Annotated in this window: 22 protein-coding genes and 1 pseudogene; 18 read left to right on the top strand and 5 right to left on the bottom strand. The window is 59.2% G+C overall.

Translation table 11 applies throughout. The annotated features are described in order from the left end of the window. The first annotated feature begins 694 nt into the window (after nt 1-694). The 11 genes and pseudogenes from AB4N74_RS19285 to AB4N74_RS19335 all read left to right on the top strand — a co-directional run bounded on the left by AB4N74_RS19285 (nt 695) and on the right by AB4N74_RS19335 (nt 14,901). The gene (locus AB4N74_RS19285; RefSeq protein WP_064118692.1) at nt 695-2,095 is read left to right on the top strand and encodes a polynucleotide adenylyltransferase PcnB; all 1,401 of its coding nucleotides are present in this window, start codon (nt 695-697) and stop codon (nt 2,093-2,095) included. 4 nt (nt 2,096-2,099) lie between these two features. Beyond that, entirely contained in the window at nt 2,100-2,585 is a 486-nt protein-coding gene (gene folK, locus AB4N74_RS19290; protein ID WP_093434907.1) for a 2-amino-4-hydroxy-6-hydroxymethyldihydropteridine diphosphokinase, read from the top strand. A 401-nt stretch (nt 2,586-2,986) separates the two neighbouring features. After that, nucleotides 2,987-3,787, top strand: a complete 801-nt coding sequence (gene panB, locus AB4N74_RS19295) for a 3-methyl-2-oxobutanoate hydroxymethyltransferase (protein WP_460096944.1) — start codon at nt 2,987-2,989, stop codon at nt 3,785-3,787. Then, a complete protein-coding gene (gene panC, locus AB4N74_RS19300; RefSeq protein WP_460096945.1) occupies nt 3,784-4,644 on the top strand; it encodes a pantoate--beta-alanine ligase in 861 nt (286 codons plus the stop codon). Before panB ends, panC begins: the two co-directional genes overlap by 4 nt. A 211-nt stretch (nt 4,645-4,855) precedes the next feature. Beyond that, nucleotides 4,856-5,236: an aspartate 1-decarboxylase gene (panD, locus tag AB4N74_RS19305; RefSeq protein WP_460096947.1), complete on the top strand. Its 381-nt coding sequence runs from the start codon at nt 4,856-4,858 to the stop codon at nt 5,234-5,236. A 229-nt stretch (nt 5,237-5,465) separates the two neighbouring features. After that, nucleotides 5,466-7,130, top strand: coding sequence for a glucose-6-phosphate isomerase (gene pgi, locus AB4N74_RS19310; RefSeq protein ID WP_093434901.1), 1,665 nt, complete (start codon nt 5,466-5,468; stop codon nt 7,128-7,130). 266 nt (nt 7,131-7,396) lie between these two features. Continuing rightward, nucleotides 7,397-9,335, top strand: a pseudogene (acs, locus tag AB4N74_RS19315) (acetate--CoA ligase). Between the two features lie 51 nt (nt 9,336-9,386). Further along, nucleotides 9,387-10,256 carry an oxygenase MpaB family protein gene (locus tag AB4N74_RS19320; protein ID WP_257356137.1) on the top strand — a complete coding sequence of 290 codons (870 nt, stop codon included), beginning with the start codon at nt 9,387-9,389 and terminating at the stop codon, nt 10,254-10,256. Nucleotides 10,257-10,419: 163 nt separating this feature from the next. Then, entirely contained in the window at nt 10,420-11,436 is a 1,017-nt protein-coding gene (locus AB4N74_RS19325) for a class I SAM-dependent rRNA methyltransferase (protein WP_460096949.1), read from the top strand. Between the two features lie 220 nt (nt 11,437-11,656). Then, entirely contained in the window at nt 11,657-14,605 is a 2,949-nt protein-coding gene (locus tag AB4N74_RS19330) for a DUF748 domain-containing protein (RefSeq protein WP_460096951.1), read from the top strand. Next, complete coding sequence (locus tag AB4N74_RS19335) at nt 14,605-14,901, top strand: DUF2845 domain-containing protein (protein ID WP_331692358.1); 297 nt, start codon at nt 14,605-14,607, stop codon at nt 14,899-14,901. The genes AB4N74_RS19330 and AB4N74_RS19335 overlap by 1 nt, the downstream gene beginning before the upstream one ends. Nucleotides 14,902-15,186: 285 nt before the next feature. Here the strand turns inward: AB4N74_RS19335 and AB4N74_RS19340 are convergent, their stop codons facing one another. Then, nucleotides 15,187-15,543 (bottom strand): BON domain-containing protein, encoded by a 357-nt coding sequence (locus AB4N74_RS19340; protein ID WP_077574577.1) that lies wholly within the window; start codon nt 15,541-15,543, stop codon nt 15,187-15,189. A 297-nt stretch (nt 15,544-15,840) separates the two neighbouring features. After that, a complete protein-coding gene (locus tag AB4N74_RS19345; protein WP_038369043.1) occupies nt 15,841-16,272 on the bottom strand; it encodes a pilin in 432 nt (143 codons plus the stop codon). Between the two features lie 226 nt (nt 16,273-16,498). Between AB4N74_RS19345 and pilB the strand changes: the two genes are divergently transcribed. From pilB to yacG, 5 genes are read left to right on the top strand one after another with little or no spacing between them, the layout of a single operon-like run. Further along, a complete protein-coding gene (gene pilB / locus AB4N74_RS19350; protein WP_460096953.1) occupies nt 16,499-18,199 on the top strand; it encodes a type IV-A pilus assembly ATPase PilB in 1,701 nt (566 codons plus the stop codon). A gap of 2 nt (nt 18,200-18,201) precedes the next feature. After that, nucleotides 18,202-19,419, top strand: a complete 1,218-nt coding sequence (locus tag AB4N74_RS19355) for a type II secretion system F family protein (protein WP_093434875.1) — start codon at nt 18,202-18,204, stop codon at nt 19,417-19,419. Between the two features lies 1 nt (nt 19,420). Continuing rightward, nucleotides 19,421-20,293: a prepilin peptidase gene (locus tag AB4N74_RS19360; protein WP_093434872.1), complete on the top strand. Its 873-nt coding sequence runs from the start codon at nt 19,421-19,423 to the stop codon at nt 20,291-20,293. After that, nucleotides 20,290-20,913: a dephospho-CoA kinase gene (gene coaE, locus AB4N74_RS19365; protein ID WP_257356140.1), complete on the top strand. Its 624-nt coding sequence runs from the start codon at nt 20,290-20,292 to the stop codon at nt 20,911-20,913. Before AB4N74_RS19360 ends, coaE begins: the two co-directional genes overlap by 4 nt. Then, nucleotides 20,910-21,110, top strand: a complete 201-nt coding sequence (gene yacG, locus AB4N74_RS19370) for a DNA gyrase inhibitor YacG (RefSeq protein ID WP_095048684.1) — start codon at nt 20,910-20,912, stop codon at nt 21,108-21,110. The genes coaE and yacG overlap by 4 nt, the downstream gene beginning before the upstream one ends. A 6-nt stretch (nt 21,111-21,116) precedes the next feature. On the opposite strand, the gene AB4N74_RS19375 is transcribed toward yacG, so the two are convergent. The 3 genes from AB4N74_RS19375 to AB4N74_RS19385 all read right to left on the bottom strand — a co-directional run bounded on the left by AB4N74_RS19375 (nt 21,117) and on the right by AB4N74_RS19385 (nt 22,452). After that, the gene (locus AB4N74_RS19375) at nt 21,117-21,332 is read right to left on the bottom strand and encodes a hypothetical protein (RefSeq protein ID WP_007959584.1); all 216 of its coding nucleotides are present in this window, start codon (nt 21,330-21,332) and stop codon (nt 21,117-21,119) included. A 65-nt stretch (nt 21,333-21,397) separates the two neighbouring features. Next, the gene (locus AB4N74_RS19380) at nt 21,398-21,988 is read right to left on the bottom strand and encodes an energy-coupling factor ABC transporter permease (RefSeq protein WP_460096954.1); all 591 of its coding nucleotides are present in this window, start codon (nt 21,986-21,988) and stop codon (nt 21,398-21,400) included. Next, on the bottom strand, nt 21,985-22,452 hold the full coding sequence (locus AB4N74_RS19385; protein WP_460096955.1) for an FAD/FMN-containing dehydrogenase: 468 nt from the start codon (nt 22,450-22,452) through the stop codon (nt 21,985-21,987). The genes AB4N74_RS19380 and AB4N74_RS19385 overlap by 4 nt, the downstream gene beginning before the upstream one ends. Nucleotides 22,453-22,582: 130 nt before the next feature. Between AB4N74_RS19385 and AB4N74_RS19390 the strand changes: the two genes are divergently transcribed. Next, the gene (locus AB4N74_RS19390; protein ID WP_007909887.1) at nt 22,583-23,209 is read left to right on the top strand and encodes a DUF1780 domain-containing protein; all 627 of its coding nucleotides are present in this window, start codon (nt 22,583-22,585) and stop codon (nt 23,207-23,209) included. Next, nucleotides 23,206-23,733, top strand: coding sequence for an MOSC domain-containing protein (locus AB4N74_RS19395; protein WP_099757212.1), 528 nt, complete (start codon nt 23,206-23,208; stop codon nt 23,731-23,733). Before AB4N74_RS19390 ends, AB4N74_RS19395 begins: the two co-directional genes overlap by 4 nt. The last annotated feature ends 4 nt before the right edge of the window (nt 23,734-23,737 follow it).

Below are 23,737 nucleotides of genomic sequence, written 5' to 3' on the forward strand. Positions count from 1 at the left end.
AAAAAACTGTTACCTCAGTCGATTCACGTAACAGAAGCCGGGGTTATCGGTAACGAAACCCCGGCTTTTTTTCGCCCCGACAAAACGGTTATATCGACCTAACCCCTTGTTTTATTGGGTTTCGCAAAAGTTGGCACGGCCCCTGCTATATGTTTGGTACAAGAACAATAACAAGCAATGCACAAGACAATAAAAATAAGACGAATCGACTCACGCACAATAAAAACAAGACGGCGAGAGGCGCAGCTAACTGATTCTTTTGGAGAGGCGTTGTATTTGGGGCTTGCCCCACGACCAGGCCGAGAACAACAAAAACTGTCCTAAGACAGAGCCTGTACTGGTTGGATCGAGAGATCACTGCAATTCAGCGACCAAAGCAATCCGTTTGCTCTTGGCTCCCGATTGGGAGGGTCACGAAGGAAACACTTCGTGGCGAGGGCACTCAACAAAAACAAGAAGCCCGAATCAATAATAAAAAGAGCACGCAACTACTTCTTGGGGAGCTTCGGCTCCCCTTGTAGTTTCTCCCTTCCGGCAAAATCCTTCGAATTTCCCTTGCTCGCCCCTTGCAGCTTGGGGCTTACAGCTCAAATCTGCCGTGTCCTACACCATCCCCCGACTAAATGCTAGAATCTGCGCCCATCATGCGGTCATTCTTTGGTATGGCCGAACATTCCTTCAAACAGTGCATCCCATGCTGAAGAAGCTGTTCCAGTCATTCCGAACTCCCGTGCGTCGTACGCAACACATCCGCAGCACCCCTGAAGTGCTCAACAGCGGCCAACATTCGCTGCAGAAAACGCAATTCAGCCGCTACGCGGTGAATATCGTCGAACGCCTGCAAGGTGCCGGTTACCAGGCTTATCTGGTCGGTGGTTGCGTGCGTGACATGCTGCTGGGCATCACACCCAAGGATTTCGACGTCGCCACCAGCGCCACCCCCGAGCAAGTCCGTGCCGAATTCCGCAATGCGCGGATCATAGGCCGTCGCTTCAAACTGGTGCACATCCATTTCGGTCGCGAAATCATCGAAGTCGCGACCTTCCGCGCCAATCACCCGGTCAACGAAGACGACGAAGACAGCAATCAGTCTTCGCGTAACGAGAGCGGACGCATTCTGCGCGACAACGTTTACGGCACCCTGGAAGAAGACGCGCAACGCCGCGACTTCACCATCAACGCCCTGTATTACGATCCGGTCAGCGAGCGCATCCTCGACTACGCCAACGGCGTACACGACATCCGCAATCACTTGATCCGTCTGATCGGTGATCCGAAGCAGCGCTACCAGGAAGACCCGGTGCGCATGCTGCGCGCCGTGCGTTTTGCCGCCAAGCTCAATTTCGGCATCGAGAAGCACACGGTTCAGCCGATCCGCGAACTGGCGCCGATGCTGCGCGAGATTCCGTCGGCACGCCTGTTCGAAGAAGTACTCAAGCTGTTCCTTTCGGGACACGGCGCAATCACCTTCGAAATGCTGGTCGATCTGCAACTGTTCGCCCCGCTGTTCCCGGCCAGTGCCGATGCGCTGGAACACAACCCGGAATACACCCACACGCTGATCAGCGAAGCGCTGACCAACACTGACCTGCGCATCAAGCAGAACAAACCGGTGACCCCGGCGTTCCTGTTTGCCGCACTGTTGTGGCCTGCTTTGCCGGCTCGCGTGTTGCGCTTGCAGGAACGTGGCATGCCGCCGATTCCAGCGATGCAGGAAGGCGCGCACGAGCTGATCGCCGAACAATGCCAGCGCATTGCGATTCCGAAACGCTTCACTATGCCGATCCGCGAGATCTGGGACATGCAGGAGCGCCTGCCACGCCGCAGCGGCAAACGTGCCGACCTGTTGCTGGACAATCCGCGTTTCCGCGCCGGTTACGACTTCCTGTTGCTGCGTGAAAGCGCCGGCGAGGAGACTGATGGCCTCGGTGAATGGTGGACTGACTATCAGGACGCCAACGACAGCGAACGTCGCGATATGATCCGCGACCTCAGCGGCAAGGGCGATGACGCCAGCGGTGCTCCGCGCAAACGTCGCCGCAGCAGCGGTTCCAAGCGCAAACGCGCCGGCGCCCCGAGCGCTACAGGCGAATAAAGGCATGGAACGCATCTACATCGGCATGGGCAGTAACCTCGCTGACCCGGCCGAACAGTTGCGCAGCGCCGTCGAGGCGCTGGGGCAACTGCCGCAGACCACACTCGCGGGCGTTTCCGCCTTCTATCAAAGCGACTCGTTGCTGCCAGGCCAACCGCGGTACACCAACGCGGTCGCTGCGCTTGACAGCGATCTTGCGCCGCTGGATCTGCTCGATGCCTTACAGGCGATCGAGAATGATCAGGGCCGCGAGCGTCTGGAGCGCTGGGGCCCGCGCACGTTGGACCTGGATATTCTGCTGTTCGGTGATCGCTTGATCGACGAACCGCGCCTGAAAGTCCCGCATTATCAGATTCAGGAACGTGCGTTCGTGCTCTATCCCCTCGCCGAACTGGCGCCGCAAGATATGCGTCTGGCCGATGGCCGCACCTTGTCCGAGCTGCTGGCAGCCTGCCCGTTCGTCGGCCTGGAACGCCTCCCCCACGCCTGACACAAATCCGCCCTTTGTAGGAGTGAGCCTGCTCGCGATAGCGGTGGATCAACCAATAAATCTTTGGCTGACAGAACGCTATCGCGAGCAGGCTCACTCCTACAGGGATTGCGCCACATCCAGATTTATTGTCCGACAAAAACCCCGCGAATCAGGCCCGCCGCAGCGCTGAATCGCATCAGTAACGCCGGTAACACTCCCCTCGTAACAATGCGGTAACACACGCAATTGACTTCCTGTTGGCTCATCACGACTATAGGCGTCCCGCTGCCGCCAACCCGGCACATACGGGCGCAATCCAGGCCTTATAAGCACGACAAAAGAGCGTGCGCCTGAGTAGATGAAGAATCACGCGCGTTACTCGCAGTAGTTTCCAGAGCGCCTGAACGAGGATTTTTTACATGCCAGCCATCACCCTGACCACGCTCCAGAGCCTCAAGCAGAAAGGTGAAAAGATCACCATGCTGACCTGCTATGACGCGACCTTCGCCCACGCCTGCAACGAGTCTGGTGTCGAAGTGCTGCTGGTGGGCGACTCCCTCGGCATGGTCCTGCAAGGTCACGACAGCACTTTGCCGGTGACCACCGCAGAAATGGCCTACCACACCGCTTGCGTCAAACGTGGCAATACCGATGCCCTGATCCTGGCTGACTTGCCGTTCATGGCCAACGCCACCCTTGAACAAACCATGACTAACAGCGCCATGCTGATGCAGGCCGGTGCGCACATGGTCAAGGTCGAAGGTCAGCTGTGGCTGGCCGAGTCGATCCGTCTGCTCGCCGAGCGCGGTGTACCGGTATGCGCGCACATGGGCCTGACTCCGCAAGCAGTGAACATTCTCGGCGGCTATAAAGTGCAGGGCCGTAACGAAAATCAGGCGCGGCAGATGCGTGCCGATGCGATCTCGCTGGAACAGGCCGGCGCCGCCATGCTGCTGCTCGAATGCGTACCGAGCGAACTGGCTGCCGAAATCAGCCAGGCGGTGAAGATTCCAGTCATCGGCATCGGCGCCGGTAACGCCACCGACGGCCAGGTCCTGGTACTGCACGACATGCTCGGTCTGTCGATCACCGGCCGCGTGCCGAAATTTGTCAAAAACTTCATGCACGGCCAGGACAGCATCCAATCCGCGCTGAAGGCTTACGTCAACGAAGTCAAAGCCACCACGTTCCCTGGCATCGAACACGGATTCTCTGCATGAACACCGTTAAAACCGTACGCGAACTGCGCGCCGCAGTAGCCCGCGCCCGCAGCGAAGGCAAGCGCATCGGCTTTGTGCCGACCATGGGCAACCTGCACAGCGGTCACGTTGCACTGATCACCAAAGCCACACAACGGGTGGACTTCGTGGTCGCGAGTATTTTCGTCAACCCGCTGCAGTTCGGTGCCGGCGAAGACCTCGATAAATACCCGCGCACGTTGGCAGCGGATCAGGAGAAGCTGCTCGAAGCCGGTTGCTCCCTGCTCTTCGCGCCGACTGTCGAAGAAATGTACCCCGACGGCATGGCCGGACAGACTCGGGTCAGCGTGCCGCAGTTGTCCGAAGGCCTGTGCGGCGCCAGCCGTCCGGGGCATTTCGAGGGTGTGGCGACCGTCGTCAGCAAACTGTTCAACATGGTCCAGCCGGACCTGGCGATTTTCGGCCAGAAGGATTACCAGCAACTGGCGGTGATTCGCGCGCTGGTGCACGACTTGAACATGCCGATCCAGATCATCGGCGAACCGACCGTGCGTGCAGCCGATGGCCTGGCGCTGTCGTCGCGCAATGGCTTCCTCAGCGAAGAACAACGTGCCGTGGCGCCGGTGGTCTATCGCTCGCTGAGCAACATTGCCGAGTTGATCAAGCAAGGCGAACGGGATTTCCCCGCGTTGATCAGTGCCCAGTTGCAACAACTGGAAGCGGCGGGCCTGCGCCCGGATTACCTGGAGATCCGCCATGCGCTGACCCTGCGTCCAGCGACAGCGCAAGATCGTGATCTGGTGATTCTGGTGGCTGCGTTCCTCGGCACCACACGGTTGATCGACAACCTGCACCTGAATCTCGATACCCCCGCTTGAAAACATCGCAATACCCCCTGTAGGAGTGAGCCTGCTCGCGATAGCGGTGTGTCAGTCAGCATTAGTGTTGAATGACACACCGCTATCGCGAGCAGGCTCACTCCTACAGTGGTTTTCGGTGTTATGAAAATTGCGTTTCAAGCCTTATTGCCGCCCCTAAAGCCTTCGGGCACACTGCCCGCCGTTCGATTCCAACCCGGGAAAATCCCTCATGCACGCGATCATGCTCAAGGCCAAACTGCACCGCGCCGAAGTCACTCATGCGGTGCTCGATTACGAAGGTTCATGCGCTATCGATGGCGAGTGGCTGGACTTGTCCGGCATTCGTGAATACGAGCAGATCCAGATTTATAACGTCGACAACGGCGAGCGTTTCACCACCTACGCGATTCGTGGCGAAGAAGGCTCGCGGATGATCTCCGTCAACGGCGCCGCAGCGCACAAGGCCAAGGTTGGCGAACGTGTGATCATTTGTGCCTACGCCCATTACAGCGAAGCGGAACTGGTCAATTTCAAGCCGCGCATGCTCTACATGGCGCCAGGCAACGAGCTGAGCCACACCAGCAACGCCATCCCGGTTCAGCTCGCCTGATCCCGATTTTGCCCCGCCCCCTCCGTTTGTCGGCCAAATCCCGGTCTCGATGTTAAAAAAGTACAGGGATCTGGTCAGACAAAGTCAAGACAGAACGCAGCGCGAGGTTTACTGTATTCGCCCTGTGTCCAGAAATCGTGTCGACGCAGTTGATCCCATGCCCAAACATGGCGTGCCGGGTCTGTTCAGTGTTCAAAAGGCCGTTCAAGTAAAAAGGAAAACCGCAGCGATGGCGTATTACCTCACTCCTCAAGACGTTACCGCTCTGCCCGCCTGGCAAGCGTTGAAAGATCACCGCCAAGCCATGCAGGATTTCAGCATGCGCGAAGCCTTCAACGCCGATCCGCAGCGCTTCAACCAGTTCACCCTCAGCAGCTGCGGACTGTTTCTCGATTATTCGAAGAATTTGATCAACGCCCAGACCCGCAACCTGCTGGTCGGTCTGGCCAATGAAGTCGATCTCAAAGGCGCCATCAAAGCGCTGTTTGAAGGCGAAATCGTCAACACGTCCGAAGGCCGCCCGGCGCTGCACACCGCCCTGCGCCGCCCGGTAGGCGACAAGCTGTCGGTCAACGGCGTCAACGTGATGCCGGAAGTCCACAAGGTCCTGAACCAGATTACCGATCTGGTCGGCCGCATCCACGACGGTCTGTGGCGCGGTTACACCGAGAAGCCGATCACCGACGTGGTGAACATCGGTATCGGTGGCTCGTTCCTCGGCCCTGAGCTGGTTTCCGAAGCGCTGCTGTCGTACGCACAGAAAGGCGTGCGTTGCCACTATCTGGCGAACATCGACGGCAGTGAGTTCCACGAGCTGACGCAGAAACTGCGCGCCGAGACCACGCTGTTCATCGTTTCGTCGAAATCCTTCAACACCCTCGAAACCCTGAAGAACGCGCAGGCTGCGCGCGCCTGGTACCTGGCACAGGGCGGTTCGGAGGCCGAGCTGTATCGTCACTTCATCGCCGTATCGAGCAACAACGCAGCGGCCGTTGCGTTCGGTATCCGCGAAGAAAACATCTTCCCGATGTGGGACTGGGTCGGTGGTCGTTATTCGCTGTGGTCGGCCATCGGTTTGCCGATCGCCCTGGCCATCGGCATGTCCAACTTCAAGGAACTGCTGTCCGGCGCCTACACCATGGACCAGCATTTCCAGACCGCGCCGTTCGAACAGAACATGCCGGTGCTGCTGGCCCTGCTCGGTGTGTGGTACGGCAACTTCTGGGGCGCACAAAGCCACGCGATCCTGCCGTACGACCACTATTTGCGTAACATCACCAAGCACTTGCAACAGCTGGACATGGAATCCAACGGCAAGAGCGTGCGTCAGGACGGCACGCCGGTGTCGACCGATACCGGTCCGGTGATCTGGGGCGGCGTCGGCTGCAACGGTCAGCACGCCTACCACCAGTTGCTGCATCAAGGTTCGCAGTTGATTCCGGCCGATTTCATCGTGCCGATCGTCAGCTTCAACCCGGTCTCCGACCACCATCAGTGGCTGTACGCCAACTGCCTGTCGCAGAGCCAGGCGCTGATGCTCGGCAAGACCTTGCCGGAAGCCGAGCAGGAACTGCGCGACAAGGGCATGAGCGAAGATGAAGTGCACAAGCTCGCGCCGCACAAGGTGATCCCGGGCAACCGTCCGAGCAACACCCTCGTGGTCGAGCGCATCAGCCCGCGTCGTCTCGGCGCACTGGTGGCGATGTATGAACACAAAGTGTTCGTGCAAAGCGTGGTCTGGGGCATTAACGCCTTTGACCAGTGGGGCGTGGAACTGGGCAAGGAACTGGGCAAAGGCGTTTACAACCGTCTGGTCGGCAGCGATGAAAGCACTGCTGATGACCCTTCCACTCAGGGCTTGATCAACTACTTCCGCGGTCGTCACCGCGGTTGATGTGATGGTTCGGCCCACAAGGTTTGGCTCAACCCAAATCCTGTGGGCACAGAAATCCCTTGTAGGAGTGAGCCTGCTCGCGATAGCGGTGAATCAGTCAGCATTGATGTTGAATGACACACCGCTATCGCGAGCAGGCTCACTCCTACAGTTGTTTTGGGGGCATTCAGAATCAGCTTCAGCCATCAGATTCCTGATCCGGCTTGAACCCTTCGCCCGCTCGGCGCATCTTTATTCCTGTCGCACCACAAGAATAAGGAACCGTCATGTTCGATATCAGCACGTTCCCCAAAGCCGATGCCGTCCGCCGGGCTGCGCAATTGAGTCAGGAAGACTATCGGCGCCTGTACCGCGAATCCATTGAACACCCCAGCACCTTCTGGGCCGAACAGGCCACGCGGTTCCTCGACTGGAGCACGCCGTGGCAGACCGTTCAGCGCTACGACCTGAAAACCGGTGAAGCCGCCTGGTTTGCCGGTGCGAAGCTGAACGTCAGTTACAACTGCATCGACCGCCATCTGGACAAGCGCGGCGATCAGACCGCCCTGCTCTGGGAGGGCGACGACCCTGCCGAATCGGCGCATATCACCTACAAAAAACTCCATCACCACGTCTGCCGTCTGGCCAACGTGCTGAAAAGCCGTGGTGTGAACAAAGGCGACCGGGTGTGCATCTACATGCCAATGATCCCCGAGGCCGCATACGCCATGCTCGCCTGTTCGCGGATCGGCGCAATCCATTCGGTGGTGTTTGGCGGTTTCTCCCCTGACTCCCTGCGTGACCGCATCCTCGATGCCGATTGCCGCACGGTGATCACCGCCGATGAAGGCGTGCGCGGTGGCAAGTTCGTCCCGCTCAAGCAGAACGTCGACAAAGCCCTGCAAAGTTGCCCCGACGTCAGCACCGTCGTGGTGGTCGAGCGCAGCCAAGGCAGTGTCGACTGGGTCGAGGGTCGTGACCTCTGGTATCACCAGGCCGTGCGCGAGGTCAGCGACGATTGCCCACCGGAGCCGATGGACGCCGAAGACCCGCTGTTCATCCTCTACACCTCCGGCAGCACCGGCAAACCCAAAGGCGTGCAGCACACCACCGGCGGCTACCTGCTGCAAGCGGCGATGACCTTCAAGTACGTGCTCGATTACCGCGACGGCGAAGTGTTCTGGTGCACTGCTGACGTCGGCTGGGTCACAGGTCACAGCTACATTGTCTACGGCCCGCTAGCCAATGGTGCGACCACGCTGATGTTCGAAGGCGTGCCGAGCTATCCGAGCAGTTCGCGTTTCTGGCAGGTGATCGACAAACACAAAGTCAATATCTTCTACACCGCGCCGACCGCCCTGCGCGCGTTGATGCGTGAAGGTGCCGAACCGTTGAAGGAAACCTCGCGCGCCAGCCTCAGATTACTCGGCAGCGTCGGTGAGCCGATCAATCCGGAAGCGTGGGAATGGTATTTCAATGTCGTCGGAGAACAGCGCTGCCCCATCGTCGACACTTGGTGGCAGACCGAAACCGGCGGCATCATGCTCAGTCCCCTGGTCAGCGCCCAGCGAATCAAGCCTCGGCTGCGCCACCCAACCGATGTTCGGCGTGCAACCGGTGCTGCTCGATGAGCACGGCAAGGAAATCAAAGGCGCCGGCAGTGGCGTGCTGGCGATCAAGTCGAGTTGGCCGGCGCAGATCCGCAGCGTCTATGGCGACCCGCAGCGCATGGTCGACACCTATTTCAAACCCTACCCCGGCTACTACTTCACCGGCGACGGCGCACGCCGCGATGAGGACGGCGATTACTGGATCACCGGGCGCATCGATGACGTGATCAACGTCTCCGGTCACCGCATCGGCACCGCCGAAGTGGAAAGCGCACTGGTATTGCACGACAGCATCGCCGAGGCCGCCGTGGTTGGTTACCCCCACGACGTCAAAGGTCAGGGCATCTACGCCTTCGTCACTCCCATGAACGGCACCGAACCCAATGACGAGTTGAAGAAAGAATTGCTGGCCCACGTCAGCAAGGAAATCGGCAGCTTCGCCAAACCGGATCTGATCCAGTGGGCGCCGGCCTTGCCGAAAACCCGTTCAGGCAAGATCATGCGGCGCATCTTGCGCAAGATCGCCTGCAACGAACTCGACAGCCTCGGTGATACCTCGACCCTGGCCGATCCGAGCGTGGTGCAAGGCCTGATCGACACGCGCCTCAATCAGTAACACCCCGGGCGCGGTCAACCGGTCGCGCCTGGCCTTTCTCACTGAGTGGTCATGGAATTCATCCGCAGCCGTATCGAACAGCAACTCATGAGCCTGACCGGGCTGTCGCTCGGTCAGCTCGACCTGGAAAATCCCAAGGGCGATCCCGGCCTGTTTGGTCCGGACTCGATCAGTTGGCAGGTGCACGGCGATTTCAGCAGCATGTTGATCGGTGGCATCAGCGCGCTGTTGCTGCAAGCTTTGCATCCGTTGGCATTGGCCGGGGTCTGGGATCATTCGAACTTTCGTGAGGACATGCTCGGGCGTTTGCGGCGCACCAGCCAGTTTGTATCCGGTACCACGTTTGGCTCGCGCCGGGACGCCGACTGGCTGATCGAGAAAGTGCGCACCATTCACTTGCAGGTGGTCGGCACGGCGCCTGATGGCCGGCCCTACGCAGCCAGCGATGCGGATTTGTTGACCTGGGTGCATGTGGCGGAAGTGAGTAACTTTCTGGCGGCGCATTTGCGTTATCGCAATCCGCAGTTGTCGGGGGCAGATCAGGATCGTTATTACGCGGAAATCGCCGTGATAGCCGAACGCCTGGGCGCGCGCGATGTACCGAAATCGCGGCAAGCCGTGGCCGAGTATCTGCAACGCATGCGCCCGCAGTTGCTGTGCGACGAGCGCAGCCGCGAAGTCTTGCGCCTGCTGCTCGACGCGCCGGCGCCGAGTGTTCTAGCGCGACCGTTTGGCGATCTGATGATGAAGGCCGGGATCGACCTGTTGCCGGACTGGGCCAGCGACATGCTCGACGTCCGCCAGAGTTCGCTGCAACGGCAACTGATTCGCGCCAGCGTCAGACGCAGCGCACCGATGCTGCGCTGGGCAATGCGCAATGGCTCAGTGCAACGGGCCAAACGCCGGATGGGCTTGAGCTGAAAACTTCGTCGGACGCCTTCGCGAGCAAGCTCGCTCCCACAGGAGATCTAATTTGCACCATGGATCCCATGAAGGAGCGAGCCTGCTCGCGAAGGGCGCAACTCGATTGCCCGCCAAGCTGCTAAACTCCCGCGCCCCCCATTCTCACCAGCAAGGCGCCCGCATGTCTTCCTTGAATCAGGCGCTGCGCGCCGCCCTCGATCAACGCCAGGATCTGCTGGCCGAGTTGCACCGCCAGGGCACCGATTGCTATCGGCTGTTTCACGGCAGCCAGGAAGGCGCCGGCGGCCTGACCATCGACCGCTACGGCCCGCAACTGCTGGTGCAAAGCTTCCACCAGACGCTGGAGCGCGACGACCTGCTGCAACTGCACGGCATGGTTAATCAGAGCCTGGGGATGGAAACCTTGCTGGTTTACAACGACCGATCCCGAGGCAACTCGCGCATTGACCGTGAAGACAGCGTCTACAAAGCTGAAGACGCGGCACTGGCCGATCTGGTCGGCCACGAATGGGGCCTCAACTACCGGGTGCGCGGACGCCACGCCGGGCAGGATCCCTTGCTGTTCCTCGATCTGCGCAACACCCGTGGCTGGGTCAAGGATCACGCCCAAGGCAAATCCGTGCTCAACCTGTTCGCCTACACCTGCGGCGTCGGCCTCAGTGCGGCCGCCGGTGGCGCGCGTGAAGTGTGCAATCTGGATTTCGCCGAAGGCAATCTGGCGGTCGGTCGCGAAAACGGCCTGCTCAACCCGCAGTTGCCGGAGATGGAATTCATCCAGTCGGACTACTTCCCGGCCATCCGCCAACTCGCCGGGCTGCCGATCAGTCAGCGCCGTGGACAAAAACTGCCGAGCTACCAGCGCCTCGATCAGCGCCAATACGATCTGGTCCTGCTTGATCCGCCAGCGTGGGCCAAGAGCGCATTCGGCACTGTCGATTTGCTGCGTGACTATCAGAGCCTGCTCAAACCGGCCCTGCTGACCACCGCCGACAATGGCGTGCTGATCTGCTGCAACAATCTGGCGAAAGTCAGCATGGACGACTGGCGCGAGCAGGTGCTGCGCTGTGCCGAGAAGGCCGGGCGACCGGTGCGTGAGTGGAGCGTGATGACCCCAGGCGCCGACTTCCCGTCGATGGATCAGCAACCGCCGCTGAAAACCCTGATTCTGCAGCTCTGACACTCCCGCACAGCCGACAACTATCCAATGTGGGAGCGAGCCTGCTCGCGAAAGCGGTGTGTCAGTCAACAGATAAAGCGACTGATACGACGCCTTCGCGAGCAGGCTCGCTCCCACATGGAAAGCGTTCCTACAGAAGAATCTGAACAATCCTGCTCCATGCGATGTACTTCGGAACCAGAATCGCGTGCCATACTCCAAGGCACTCCGATTCAGACAGATGAAGCCGCACATGCCCAAAGGATTGATTCGCGCGATTGGCGCCTTGTTGACTGCTCTGGCCCTCTACAGCCTGCTGGGGTTTCTGATTTTGCCGGGCATCGCCCTGCGCGTGGCCAATCAGCAACTGGCCAACTACGCAACAGTGCCTGCGCATATCCAGCGTATCGAGCTCAACCCGTTCAGCCTTGAAGTTACCTTGTGGGGGCTGGTCATCGGCGAGCCGGGCAAGGAACAGATCGGTTTCGATCGCCTGTACGCCGACCTGCAAATCGACAGCCTGTGGACCAAAGCCCTGCATCTGGCGAACATCGAACTGGACAAGCCGAAGAGCGAAATCCTCTTCGCCAAAGACGGCAAGCTCAACCTGCTCGGCCTGTTCAATGTGCCGGCCAGCGAGCCGACCCCGGCCGACCCTGACGCCAAGCCCTTCCCGCTGCGCATCGACAACATCAAACTGGCCGGCGGCGTCGTGCACTTTGAGGACGTGCGCCCCAGCGAGCCCATCGAGTTTCTCTACGATGATCTCAGCTTCGAACTGAAAAACCTCAGCACCCTGCCCGAAGACAGCGCCGACATGACCCTGGTCGCCATCGGCCCCGCCGGTGGCCGGATCGACTGGAGCGGCAACTTCAGCCTGATCCCATTCACCTCGGAAGGCACCCTGAAAGTCACCGACGGCAAGATGAAAGCCTTCTGGCCCTACGTGCGTGACTCGGTGCCTTTGGTACTCGAAGACGGCGTGATCAGCCTCAGCAGCGAATACAAACTCAATCTGTCGAAAGAAACCGAACTGCAGTTGAACAATGTCGCAGTGAGCATCGCGCCATTCGCCATCAAGGCTCCGGACGGGCGGCCATTGGCGAAACTCGAACGCCTCGATGTCACCGAGACCTCGGTGGATCTGGCCAAACAACAAGTGGTGGTCGGCAAGATCCGCAGCAACAAACTGGAAACCTGGGCGGCGCTCGAAGCCGACGGCCAACTCGACTGGCAGAAACTGTTTGCCAGCCAGCCATCGAAACCGGCTGCCAAAGCGGCTGCCGAACCGGCGAACACACCGGCAGCTGCCGACTCGCCGAAAACCCCACCGGCGCCGAGCAAACCGTGGCAAGTGCTGCTCAAAGACGTGCAATTGCGCAATTACACCGTGCATCTGGCCGACCGTTCGGCCACACCAGCCGTCGCCCTGGATATCACCCCGCTGAATGTCGATCTGCAAGACTTCGACAGCCTCAACGGCTCGCCCTTCAAGCTCAAGCTCGATAGCGGCGTGGGCAAACAAGGCAAGATCAGCGCAGACGGCACGGTCAATCTCGCCCCGGTCAACGCCCAGCTCAATGTAAAAACCCAGGACATCGACCTGCGCGTCGCGCAGTCTTACATCAACCCGTTCATTCGCCTGGAACTGCGCAGCGGCATGCTCGGCAGTGATCTCAAGGTCAATCTCAAGAGCACCGAGCCGCTGGCCCTAAGCGTCACCGGGCGCGCGCAGATCGATCAACTGCACACCCTCGACACCCTGAAAACCCGCGATTTCCTCAAGTGGCAGCAGGTCGTGGTCGAAGGCTTGAACTATCAGCACGGCGACAGCCTGTCGATTGACAAGGTCAACCTGTTCCAGCCGTATGTGCGGTTCATGATCAACGATGATCGCACCACCAACATCGATGACCTGCTGATCCCGCAGCCCGCCGACAGCGGCACCAAAAGCGCAGCAGCGAAACCGGCCAGCAACGAGAAACCGCTGGGCATTCACATTGGCGGCATCGCCATCAACGACGGTTCGGCCAACTTCGCCGACTTCAGCCTGACGCCGAATTTCGCTACCGCCGTGCAGCAACTCAATGGCCAGATCGGCACCATCGACAGCCGTCAGGCGAAACCGGCCAGTGTCGACATCAAAGGCAAGGTCGACCGCTATGCACCGGTGACCATCAAGGGCGCGGTCAATCCGTTCGACCCGATGGCCAGCCTCGACATCGCCACCAGTTTCAAACGTGTCGAGCTGACCACGTTGACGCCCTACTCCGGCAAATTCGCCGGTTACCGCATCCGCAAGGGCCGGCTCAACCTCGACCTGCATTACCTGATCACCAAGGGCCAGCTCAAAGCCGAAAACAAAGTGGTGGTCGAGCAATTGCAGCTCGGTGAGAAAGTCGACAGCCCGGATGCTGTGAGCCTGCCACTGAAACTGGCGATTGCCTTGCTCAAGGACGTCGACGGCAAGATCTCCATCGAATTGCCGGTGACCGGCGACTTGAACAACCCGCAGTTCAGCGTGATGCCGATTGTCTGGCAGACCCTGCGCAATCTCATCGTCAAAGCCGCTGCCGCACCCTTCAAAATGATTGGCGGGCTGATCAGTGGTGGCAGTTCGCAAGACCTTGGCACCGTGTCGTTTGCTCCGGGTTCCAGCGAGTTGAGCAAGGATGCCGAAGCGGCGCTGATCAAACTGTCTCAAGCGCTGAAGGAGCGTCCGGCACTGCGTCTAGAGATCGAAGGCACTGCCGCCAAAAGCAGTGACGGCCCGTTACTCGCCGAGCAACGCCTGGAACGTGAATACCAGTACAACTACTACAAGATGCTCCAACGTCGCGGCGATAAAGTCCCGGCCCAAGCTTCGTTGCTGCAAGTGCCAGACAGCGAAAAAGGTCCACTGCTCGAAGGCATTTACCGCACCCGTCTGAAAACCCAGCCGCCAGCCGAATGGAAGGATCTGGGCAAGGAAGAACGCACGGCGAAGATGCGCGAAGGCGTGATCAAGTTCTGGAGTGGCAGCGAGGTGTTGTTGCGTCAGTTGGGTCAGGACCGTGCCAGCAGCATCAAGGATTATCTGGTCGATAAAGGCCAGCTGGCAGACGACCGCGTGTACTTCATCGACGCCAGTCTCGGTGAAGCCGAGAGCGATGGCCGCGTGGTGACGCAAATGCACCTGGATGCCGAATGATGAAACTGCAGTGGCTGGCCTTGATCGCAATGACCTTAGCGGCCAGCCACGCCTCGGCGTCCGATACCCTGCGCTGCGGCAGTCAACTGATCAGCCTGGGCGACCGTTCCAGCGAAGTCCTGCAAAAGTGTGGTGAGCCGGTCAGCCGTGATGTCTTGGGTTACAAGCGCAGCGCCAACCGCCGCGAGGAGTTTCAGGTCGAGGAATGGACCTATGGTCCGAGCAACGGCATGTACCAATACCTGCGCTTCGAAGGCAATCGCCTGCGGCAGATCAACAGCAAACGCGGTAACTGATCCAAATCACTTACCCATGTGGGAGCGAGCTTGCTCGCGAAGGCGTCTGGTCAGTCAAATCCATTGTGACTGGCATACCGCTTTCGCGAGCAAGCTCGCTCCCACAGTTGTTTTGCGGTGCCCTTCGACTCTTTCGTCCCTGAAATAGAACAGGCCCCGACACAAGTGCCGGGGCCCGTAATGGTCACATCCGTGTGACCGTTCGCATGAACTCTAAAGTTGCGGCAGACGTATGGCTCGGCCCGTCTGTCGCGCCTTCTCCCGGTCCAGGCGAGAAGTCATGCCTTACTCGGCTTTCAGGCCGTCAGCGGAGACCGCTTTAACGCCTTTGATTTTCTTGGTGATGTTCACTGCGGTGGTTTTCTGAGCCTCGGTCACTGCAACAGTGGAGGACAGGGAAACCACGCCTTTGTTGGTTTCTACTTTGATGTCGGTGCCCGGAATGCCTTTTTCGGTGACCAGATCGCTTTTGACTTTGGTGGTGATCCAGGTGTCGGAAGTAGCTTCTTTCGCCTTGGTGACTTCACCGGCGGCCAGAGTCATTGGAGCCTGAGTAGCCTGGGTGGATTGTGCGAATGCACCGGAAGCCATGGTCAGGGTCAGCGCGGTAGCAGCAGCGGCAGTGATAGCGAACTTCTTCATACGAGTAACTCCTGTTTTTCTGGAAAGTCTGCTGGTTGTCTTGTCAGCAGGGTTACCAAGGTAGTTGCGAACGCTGTGCCAACTTTTTGAAAGACACAAAACACATATAAATCAATAGGTTACAGATATCTGAAAATTCCGGATTCATGCAAAATGCATGACTCGTGGAATATTCACATGCAAGTTGCGGTTTTTTGGAAAGTTCCTAAGGCGCTGAAATTATTGAAGCTTTTGTGAACGGCTGCGCAATGAAAAATGCCCCGCATTGCGGGGCATTCTGTTCAGCACACATTCAACTTATGTACCGCTGGCGGTGCAGCCTTTTGGCGAATAATCCGGTGCCACCGTTGTAGCACAGCTCCAGACACCGGCGCCGGTACCCGAAGAGCGCGTCAGCGTGATGGTTTTACCCAACACCGGTGCCGGAGCGTTGGCGATCGTACACACGATCGATCCCGCGCCGTCAGCGGCGGTACCTGTAGCCGACAATGCACAGTTGGATGTAGTAGTCACCGCATCACCCTTCACGATTGCGAGGGTAGGATTTGTACCCTGGTTGATGGTGTCTTCAAACGGCACCTTCAGCGCGCTGATTTCCGCCAGCCCCGCCGTCACCTTCGACCGTGCCTGATATTTGGAATATTGCGGCAACGCGATGGTCGCCAGAATCCCGATGATCGCCACCACGATCAGCAGCTCGATCAGGGTAAAACCTTGTTGTTTTTTCATAGACACGCTCCATGCATGAGTCGAATTCTCATGATCTGCAAGGGACGGAGCATAGGCCATGCCAATGCCTGCAAAGCCCCGTTCATTAGGCGCGAAGCGCTTGCAACGCCAATTCCTACAACCTGTAACCGCACTATCTGACACTTTTTGTCACCTGCACCCGCCGTGTTTGGCGCTGTCACTTGACTAGGCTATAAGTCATGAACGGCAAGCGTGCGGAATCCCCATGAATGACATCGCTCTGAGCGGTCTGGCCAAGCAATTGGTCCAGGCCGAACTGCTCACGGAAAAAGGCGCCCAGCAAGCCTGGCAACAGGCCCAGCGCAATCGCCTGTCGCTGGTCAGCTATCTGGTGCAGAACAAACTGGTCAAGAGCTGGCAGGTGGCCGAGATTGCCAGTGAGCATTTCGGCATGGCCTTGCTTGATCTCAATTGCCTGGACAAGGAAACCCAGCCCAAAGGCCTGGTCAGCGAAAAACTCGTGCGTCAGCATCACGCCCTGCCCTTGTGGCGGCGTGGCAACAAGCTGTTCGTGGGCATTTCCGACCCGAGCAATCATCAAGCAATCAACGACATTCAATTCAGCACCGGGCTGAGCACCGAAGCCATTCTGGTCGAGGACGACAAACTTACCGATGCCATCGAAAAATTCTTCGACACCCACACCAGCGGTCTCGAGGACATGGCCGATGTCGATCTCGACGGGGTCGATGTCGAATCCGTCGACGACAGCAAGCAGGACGCCATCGGCGGCCTCGACGCCGACGATGCGCCGGTGGTGCGCTTCGTGCACAAGATGCTGCTCGACGCGATCAAAAGCGGTTCTTCCGACTTGCACTTCGAGCCTTACGAAAAAAACTACCGGGTGCGGGTGCGCACCGACGGCATCCTGCGCGAGGTTGCCAAACCGCCGATTCAACTGGCCGGGCGCATCGCCGCACGCCTGAAAGTCATGGCCAGCCTGGATATTTCGGAACGGCGCAAACCTCAGGACGGGCGGATCAAGATGCGCCTGTCGAAAAGCAAGTCGATCGATTTCCGGGTCAACACCCTGCCGACCCTGTGGGGCGAAAAAGTGGTGATCCGGATTCTCGACCCGTCCAGCGCGCAGATCGGTATCGACGCCCTCGGCTATGAGCCCGAGCAAAAGGATCTGTACATGGCCGCACTCAAGCAGCCACAGGGCATGATCCTGGTCACCGGGCCCACCGGTTCGGGGAAAACCGTTTCGCTGTACACCGGCCTGAATATTCTCAACACCGTCGACATCAATATCTCCACCGCCGAAGACCCGGTGGAAATCAACATGGAAGGCATCAACCAGGTCAACGTCAATCCCAAGCAAGGGCTCGACTTTGCCCAGGCATTGCGCTCGTTTCTGCGTCAGGACCCAGACGTGATCATGGTCGGTGAAATCCGCGACCTGGAAACCGCCGAGATCGCCATCAAAGCCGCGCAGACCGGTCACCTGGTGCTCTCGACCCTGCACACCAACAGCGCTGCGGAAACCCTGACGCGCCTGCACAACATGGGCATTCCCGGTTTCAACATCGCCACCTCGGTCAGCCTGATCATCGCCCAGCGCCTGGCGCGCAAACTGTGCAACCACTGCAAGAAAGCCATCGAGATCCCGCGCGAAACCTTGCTCAAGGAAGGCTTCCCCGAGGAACGCATCGGCCATTTCACGATCTACGAGCCGGTCGGTTGCGATCACTGCAACGGCGGTTACAAAGGACGCGTGGGGATTTATGAAGTGGTGAAAAACACACCGGAGCTGCAACGCTTGATCATGGCCGAAGGCAACTCGCTGGAAATCGACCTGCAGATGCGCCGCGACGGCTTCGACGACCTGCGCACCTCCGGGCTGCACAAGGCCATGCAAGGCATCACCAGCCTTGAAGAAATCAACCGGGTCACCAAGGACTGAACATGGCGGTCAAGGCAGCAAAAATCAGTATTTATGCCTGGGAAGGCACGGACAGAAAAGGCAGCAAAGTCACCGGTGAACTGAGCGGCCAGAACCCGGCGCTGATCAAGGCACAATTGCGTAAACAGGGGATCAACCCCGGCAAGGTGCGCAAGAAATCCGCGTCATTGCTGAGTTTTGGCAAACGCATCAAGGCCCGGGACATTGCCCTGTTCACCCGGCAGATGGCGACCATGATGAAAGCCGGCGTACCGCTGTTGCAGTCGTTCGACATTATTGGCGAAGGCTTTGATAACCCGGCCATGCGCAAACTGGTGGACGACGTGAAACAGGAGGTCGCGGCCGGTAACAGCTTCGCCGCAGCCCTGCGCAAGAAACCGCAGTATTTCGACGAGTTGTATTGCAACCTGGTCGATGCCGGCGAACAGTCCGGCGCCCTCGACACCTTGCTCGAACGCGTCGCGACCTATAAGGAAAAAAGCGAAAGCCTCAAAGCCAAGATCAAGAAAGCCATGACCTATCCCACCGCCGTGGTGCTGGTCGCGGCTGTTGTCACCGGGATTCTGCTGGTCAAAGTAGTGCCACAATTTCAGTCAGTGTTTTCCGGTTTCGGTGCCGAACTGCCGGCGTTCACCCTGATGGTGATCAGCCTGTCGGAATTCATGCAGCAATGGTGGTGGGCGATTCTCGCTGCACTGGTCGCAGCGATTTTTGGCACCCGCCACGCGCTAAAAACATCCCAGGCCTTGCGCGATCGCAAAGACACCTGGCTGCTGAAACTGCCACTGGTGGGCACACTGATGTACAAGTCCGCCGTGGCGCGATTCGCTCGAACCTTGTCGACCACGTTTGCCGCCGGTGTGCCGTTGGTCGAAGCGCTTGACTCGGTGGCCGGCGCCACCGGCAACGTGGTCTTCAAGCGAGCCGTGCTGCGCATTCGCCAGGACGTGTCCACCGGTATGCAACTGAATTTCTCGATGCGCAGCACCGGGGTCTTTCCCAGCATGGCCGTGCAAATGACCGCAATTGGCGAAGAGTCCGGCGCCCTGGATGACATGCTCGACAAGGTTGCGGGCTTTTACGAGGAAGAAGTGGATAACATGGTCGACAACCTCACCAGCCTCATGGAGCCGTTCATCATGGTCGTGCTGGGGGTAATCGTCGGCGGGCTGGTGGTGGCCATGTACCTGCCGATCTTCCAACTCGGCTCAGCGATCTGACATGCCTATCGACGAACTGTTTGCCATGTATCCGCTAGCGTTTGTCGGCACCGCCCTGCTGCTGGGCCTGGTGGTCGGCAGCTTCCTCAATGTGCTGATCTGGCGCCTGCCGAAAATGCTCGAACGCGACTGGCGCCAGCAGGCACACGATGTGCTCGGTTTGCCCGGCGAAGCCTCGCAACCCATCTACAACCTGATGCTGCCGCACTCCGAATGCCCGCATTGCGCCCACCGGATTCGCCCGTGGGAGAACGTTCCCCTGCTCAGTTATCTATGGCTGCGCGGGCGCTGTTCAGCGTGCTCAGCTCCGATCAGCAAACGTTATCCGTTGACCGAGCTGGCCTGTGGGCTGCTTTCGGCCTTCATCGCCTGGCACTTGGGTTTCGGTTGGCCGGCGTGCCTGCTGATCGTCCTCACCTGGGGTCTGCTGGCGATGAGTCTGATCGACACCGAGCATCAACTATTGCCCGATGTGCTGGTGTTGCCGTTGCTGTGGCTGGGGTTGATCGTCAACAGTTTCGGCCTGTTCGTAACCTTGCACGATGCGTTGTGGGGCGCGGTGGCCGGTTATCTGGCGCTGTGGTCAGTGTTCTGGCTGTTCAAGCTGCTGACCGGCAAGGACGGCATCGGTCATGGTGATTTCAAACTGTTGGCGCTGCTGGGGGCATGGGGCGGCTGGCAGATTCTGCCGCTGACGATTCTGTTGTCATCACTGGTCGGCGCCATTATCGGGGTGATTTTGTTGCGCCTGCGCGAGCAAAAAACCTCGACGCCAATCCCCTTCGGCCCTTATCTGGCAATTGCCGGCTGGATTGCCTTGCTCTGGGGTGGTCAAATAACCGCCTTCTATTGGCAGTTTGTCGGTTTGAAATGAATACCCCTGTGGAAAAACCCTGGATTCTCGGCCTCACCGGCGGCATCGGCAGCGGCAAAAGCGCAGCGGCTCAGCACTTCATTGATCTGGGTGTCCACGTGGTGGATGCCGATCACGCGGCACGCTGGGTGGTTGAGCCGGGGCGTCCGGCGCTGGCGCAGATTGCCGAACACTTCGGTCCCGGTGTGCTGCAGGCCGATGGCACGCTGGACCGCGCCGCCCTGCGTAAACTGATCTTTGAAGTGCCGGAGCAACGCCGTTGGCTCGAAGCCCTGCTGCATCCGTTGATCGCCGAGGAAATCGCTCATCACCTGGCGCAGGCAAAATCGTCTTACGCGATTCTGGTTTCGCCGCTATTGATCGAATCCGGGCAATACACGATGACCCAACGCATCCTGGTGATCGACGCTCCGCAACAATTGCAGATCGAACGCACCTTGCAACGTGACCAGACCAGCGAGCAGCAGGTTCAGGCGATCCTCAAGGCCCAGTCGAGCCGCGAAGAGCGTGTGAGCCGCGCCGACGACGTGGTCGTCAACGACCGCAACCTCGCCTGGCTGCACAGCGAAGTCGAGCGTCTGCATCACTTTTACCTGACTTTATCCGGAGGCCAAGCATGAGCCAGATCCCCACCGTTGAATGCCCGACCTGCGGCGCCCCCGTGGAATTCATCCCCGAAAACAAGTTTCGGCCGTTCTGCTCTGATCGCTGCAAGCTGATCGACCTCGGCGCCTGGGCGTCGGAAGAACACAAGATTCCGGTCGCACCGGATGCCGAGGACGAACTGTTTTCCGGCGACTTCGATCCGCGTCACTGATCTCGATCAGGGCCGCATAAAGCCGTAGTCCTGATCGTCGTCGAGGTTTTCCGCCAGAAAGCGCAACTCGTCGGCCAGGTCTTCGGCGTTGCGCACGGCCTTGCTCTGCTGCACCACCGCACTGAGCAAGGCGCGCAAACTCAACCCCGGGTCAAAACCCACTTCCTGCGCCATCTCCAGACTCTGCCGGGTTTCCTGCCTGGCCCACTCGTAAACACTCATGCCGCTGCTCCTGAAGGGATTTGCGCGAGCATGAAATTTCCCGCGCGCAGCGGGTTTGATGTGGATCAAGACTTCGGATCGTCGTCCTTCCACGGCGCCGAAAGGTAGCGTGTGCGGTTGAAGGTCTCCAGCCATTCCGGCATGGCGAAGAGGCCGTCGTACCACAGCAGCGTCAGGCTCAGGATCAGGCACAACAGGGCTGACAGCGCGGCGGCAAAGAAGCCGGAACAGAAGATGTACACGAACGGATTGCGTGGCTGAGCACGCTCGACGAGGATCGCCACACACTCGGTGACCAGCACCGGCAGCAAAATGAACAAGGCGCCATTGACCCCCATCGCTGCGAGATCCTGACGCCCGAGCAGCACCAGGCCGATTTGCGCCACCAGCCCGCCAACGATCGCCAGCGGCCAGTCCAGCAACAGGGTTACCGCCGTCATACCGAGGAAGTGATACGACACGCCCGTGTCGAAATCCCTGCGCATCAACCACAATAGAAACAACGCAAACACGGTGCCGAACAGCAGATGCTGACGCCGGCTGTCGCTGAACAACTCGACCCACGGCGCACGCGCGATCGCCCAGAGCAGCACCGGCAGATAAATCAGCCAGCCCAGCAACAGACTTTCGGTCGCCAGCACCTCGACGCCGATCATGGGCGCGCCTTCTCCAGTGCCTCGCGCAGGTCACCCGCGTTGGCGTACTCACGTTGCGAGAGCAATCGACCGTCCTTGAGTTGCAACCACAACACCTGGCCTTCCGCGCCGGGATAGCGCGACGCAACCCGTCCTTCTCGATCCAGCATGACCCGATAGTGGTAGTCGCGCATGGCCGGTACGGCAAACATTTTGGCAATCAGCGCCGGCATGTGCTGGATGTCGGCAACGAACACCGCGTGACGGGCCTCCAGATAGCCCTTGGGTTGGTCCTTCAACGCTTCCTTGATCAGCTTGGCGCCATCCATATCCCGTGCCACCAGCAGCGTGGTGGTGCTGTTGTCGAGGGTGAAGGGTTGCTCGTACTGATCGAGCAACGTCCAGGGAGCCAGACGCTCACCGGTTTCGAGCGCATGGGCACACAGCGGAAAAACAGCAAACAGCAGCAGCCAGCGAAATTTCACGATGAGTCCTCACGGTTTGGCGCAAATAATCGATTTCCATGAGTCTACACCGCCCTTCTCCACTGCCCACTGATGCACTTTGCCGCGGAACGCTTTCAGCTTGTCGCATTTGAACGCTAAGCTTGGGCTTATGGATGACTCAGATTATTTACGCCTGCTGACCATCGCGGCCGAGCAGGCCAACGCCTTTCTGTCCAATGCCCGCAAATGGGAGCGTGAGCGTTGGGTCTGCCAGCGCCTGCTGCAAGGCCTGAACATTCCCTACCGCGCCGACGAATTCGCGCCGGCCGGCGAGCCGCCGGACGTATTGTTTCGCGATGCCAATTTCGAGGTGTTCTTCGTGCTCGACGAGGGCCGTCGGCTCAACGACGAATGGCGCGATGAATTGCAGCGACGACGTAGCGCCTTTTCCCTCAGCCAACTGGTGCGCCGCGAAGCCAAGCCGAAACGAATCCCGGCCAATGAATTCCTGCTGCGACTGGCACCGACCTTGCGCAAAAAAGCACATAACTACAAGGAACGCGGCATGGATCTGGGCGAACTGGATATCATCGCCTTCGCCAGTCTTAAACGTGAGGTGCTGGATCTGAACAGCCATTTCCCCCCGCCTACTGAATACCTGCGCCAAGGCTGGCGCTCGCTGTCCCTCGTCGGCCCGACCTTCGCCCGCGTGCTGTTCGCCCACCCGGATGCGCCGGACTTTCTGCGCAGCAACCTCGGCCGCAGCATCGTCTTCGACGTCGGGATCAGCCTGTGACGCCACTTCAGCAATTGATTGCCGATGTGCCACAGACCGGGTGTGTGCGCTGGATTGGCGTGCGCCCTGATTCCCGTGGGCCGATGATCGAACTGGATGCCGTGGAGGCGCGACTTGAGGCCGGGCTGACCGGCGATCATGCGCGCCCCGGTGTGCGTAATGCGCGCCAGGTAACGCTGATCCAGTGGGAGCATCTGGCGGTGATCAGCGCATTGATGGGGCGTGCGCACGATCAGCCGGTCAAGCCTGAAGATCTGCGCCGTAATCTGGTTATCAGCGGTATCAATTTGTTTAGTCTCAAGGGTCGGCGCTTTCGTATCGGTCAGGCAATATTCGAAACCACGGGCTGGTGTCAGCCCTGTGCACGCCTGCAGAACAACCTCGGCCCGGGCACCTTTCAAGCGGTGCGCGGGCATGGCGGAATTACCGCACGGGTGTTACAAAGCGGCATCATCCGCCTCGAAGATAGCGTGAGCGTCGAACCGGTTCCGGACAGCGGCTATGCTGCGTTCAACCCCGGATAAAAAC

Source organism: Pseudomonas sp. H3_C08 (assembly GCF_054669455.1).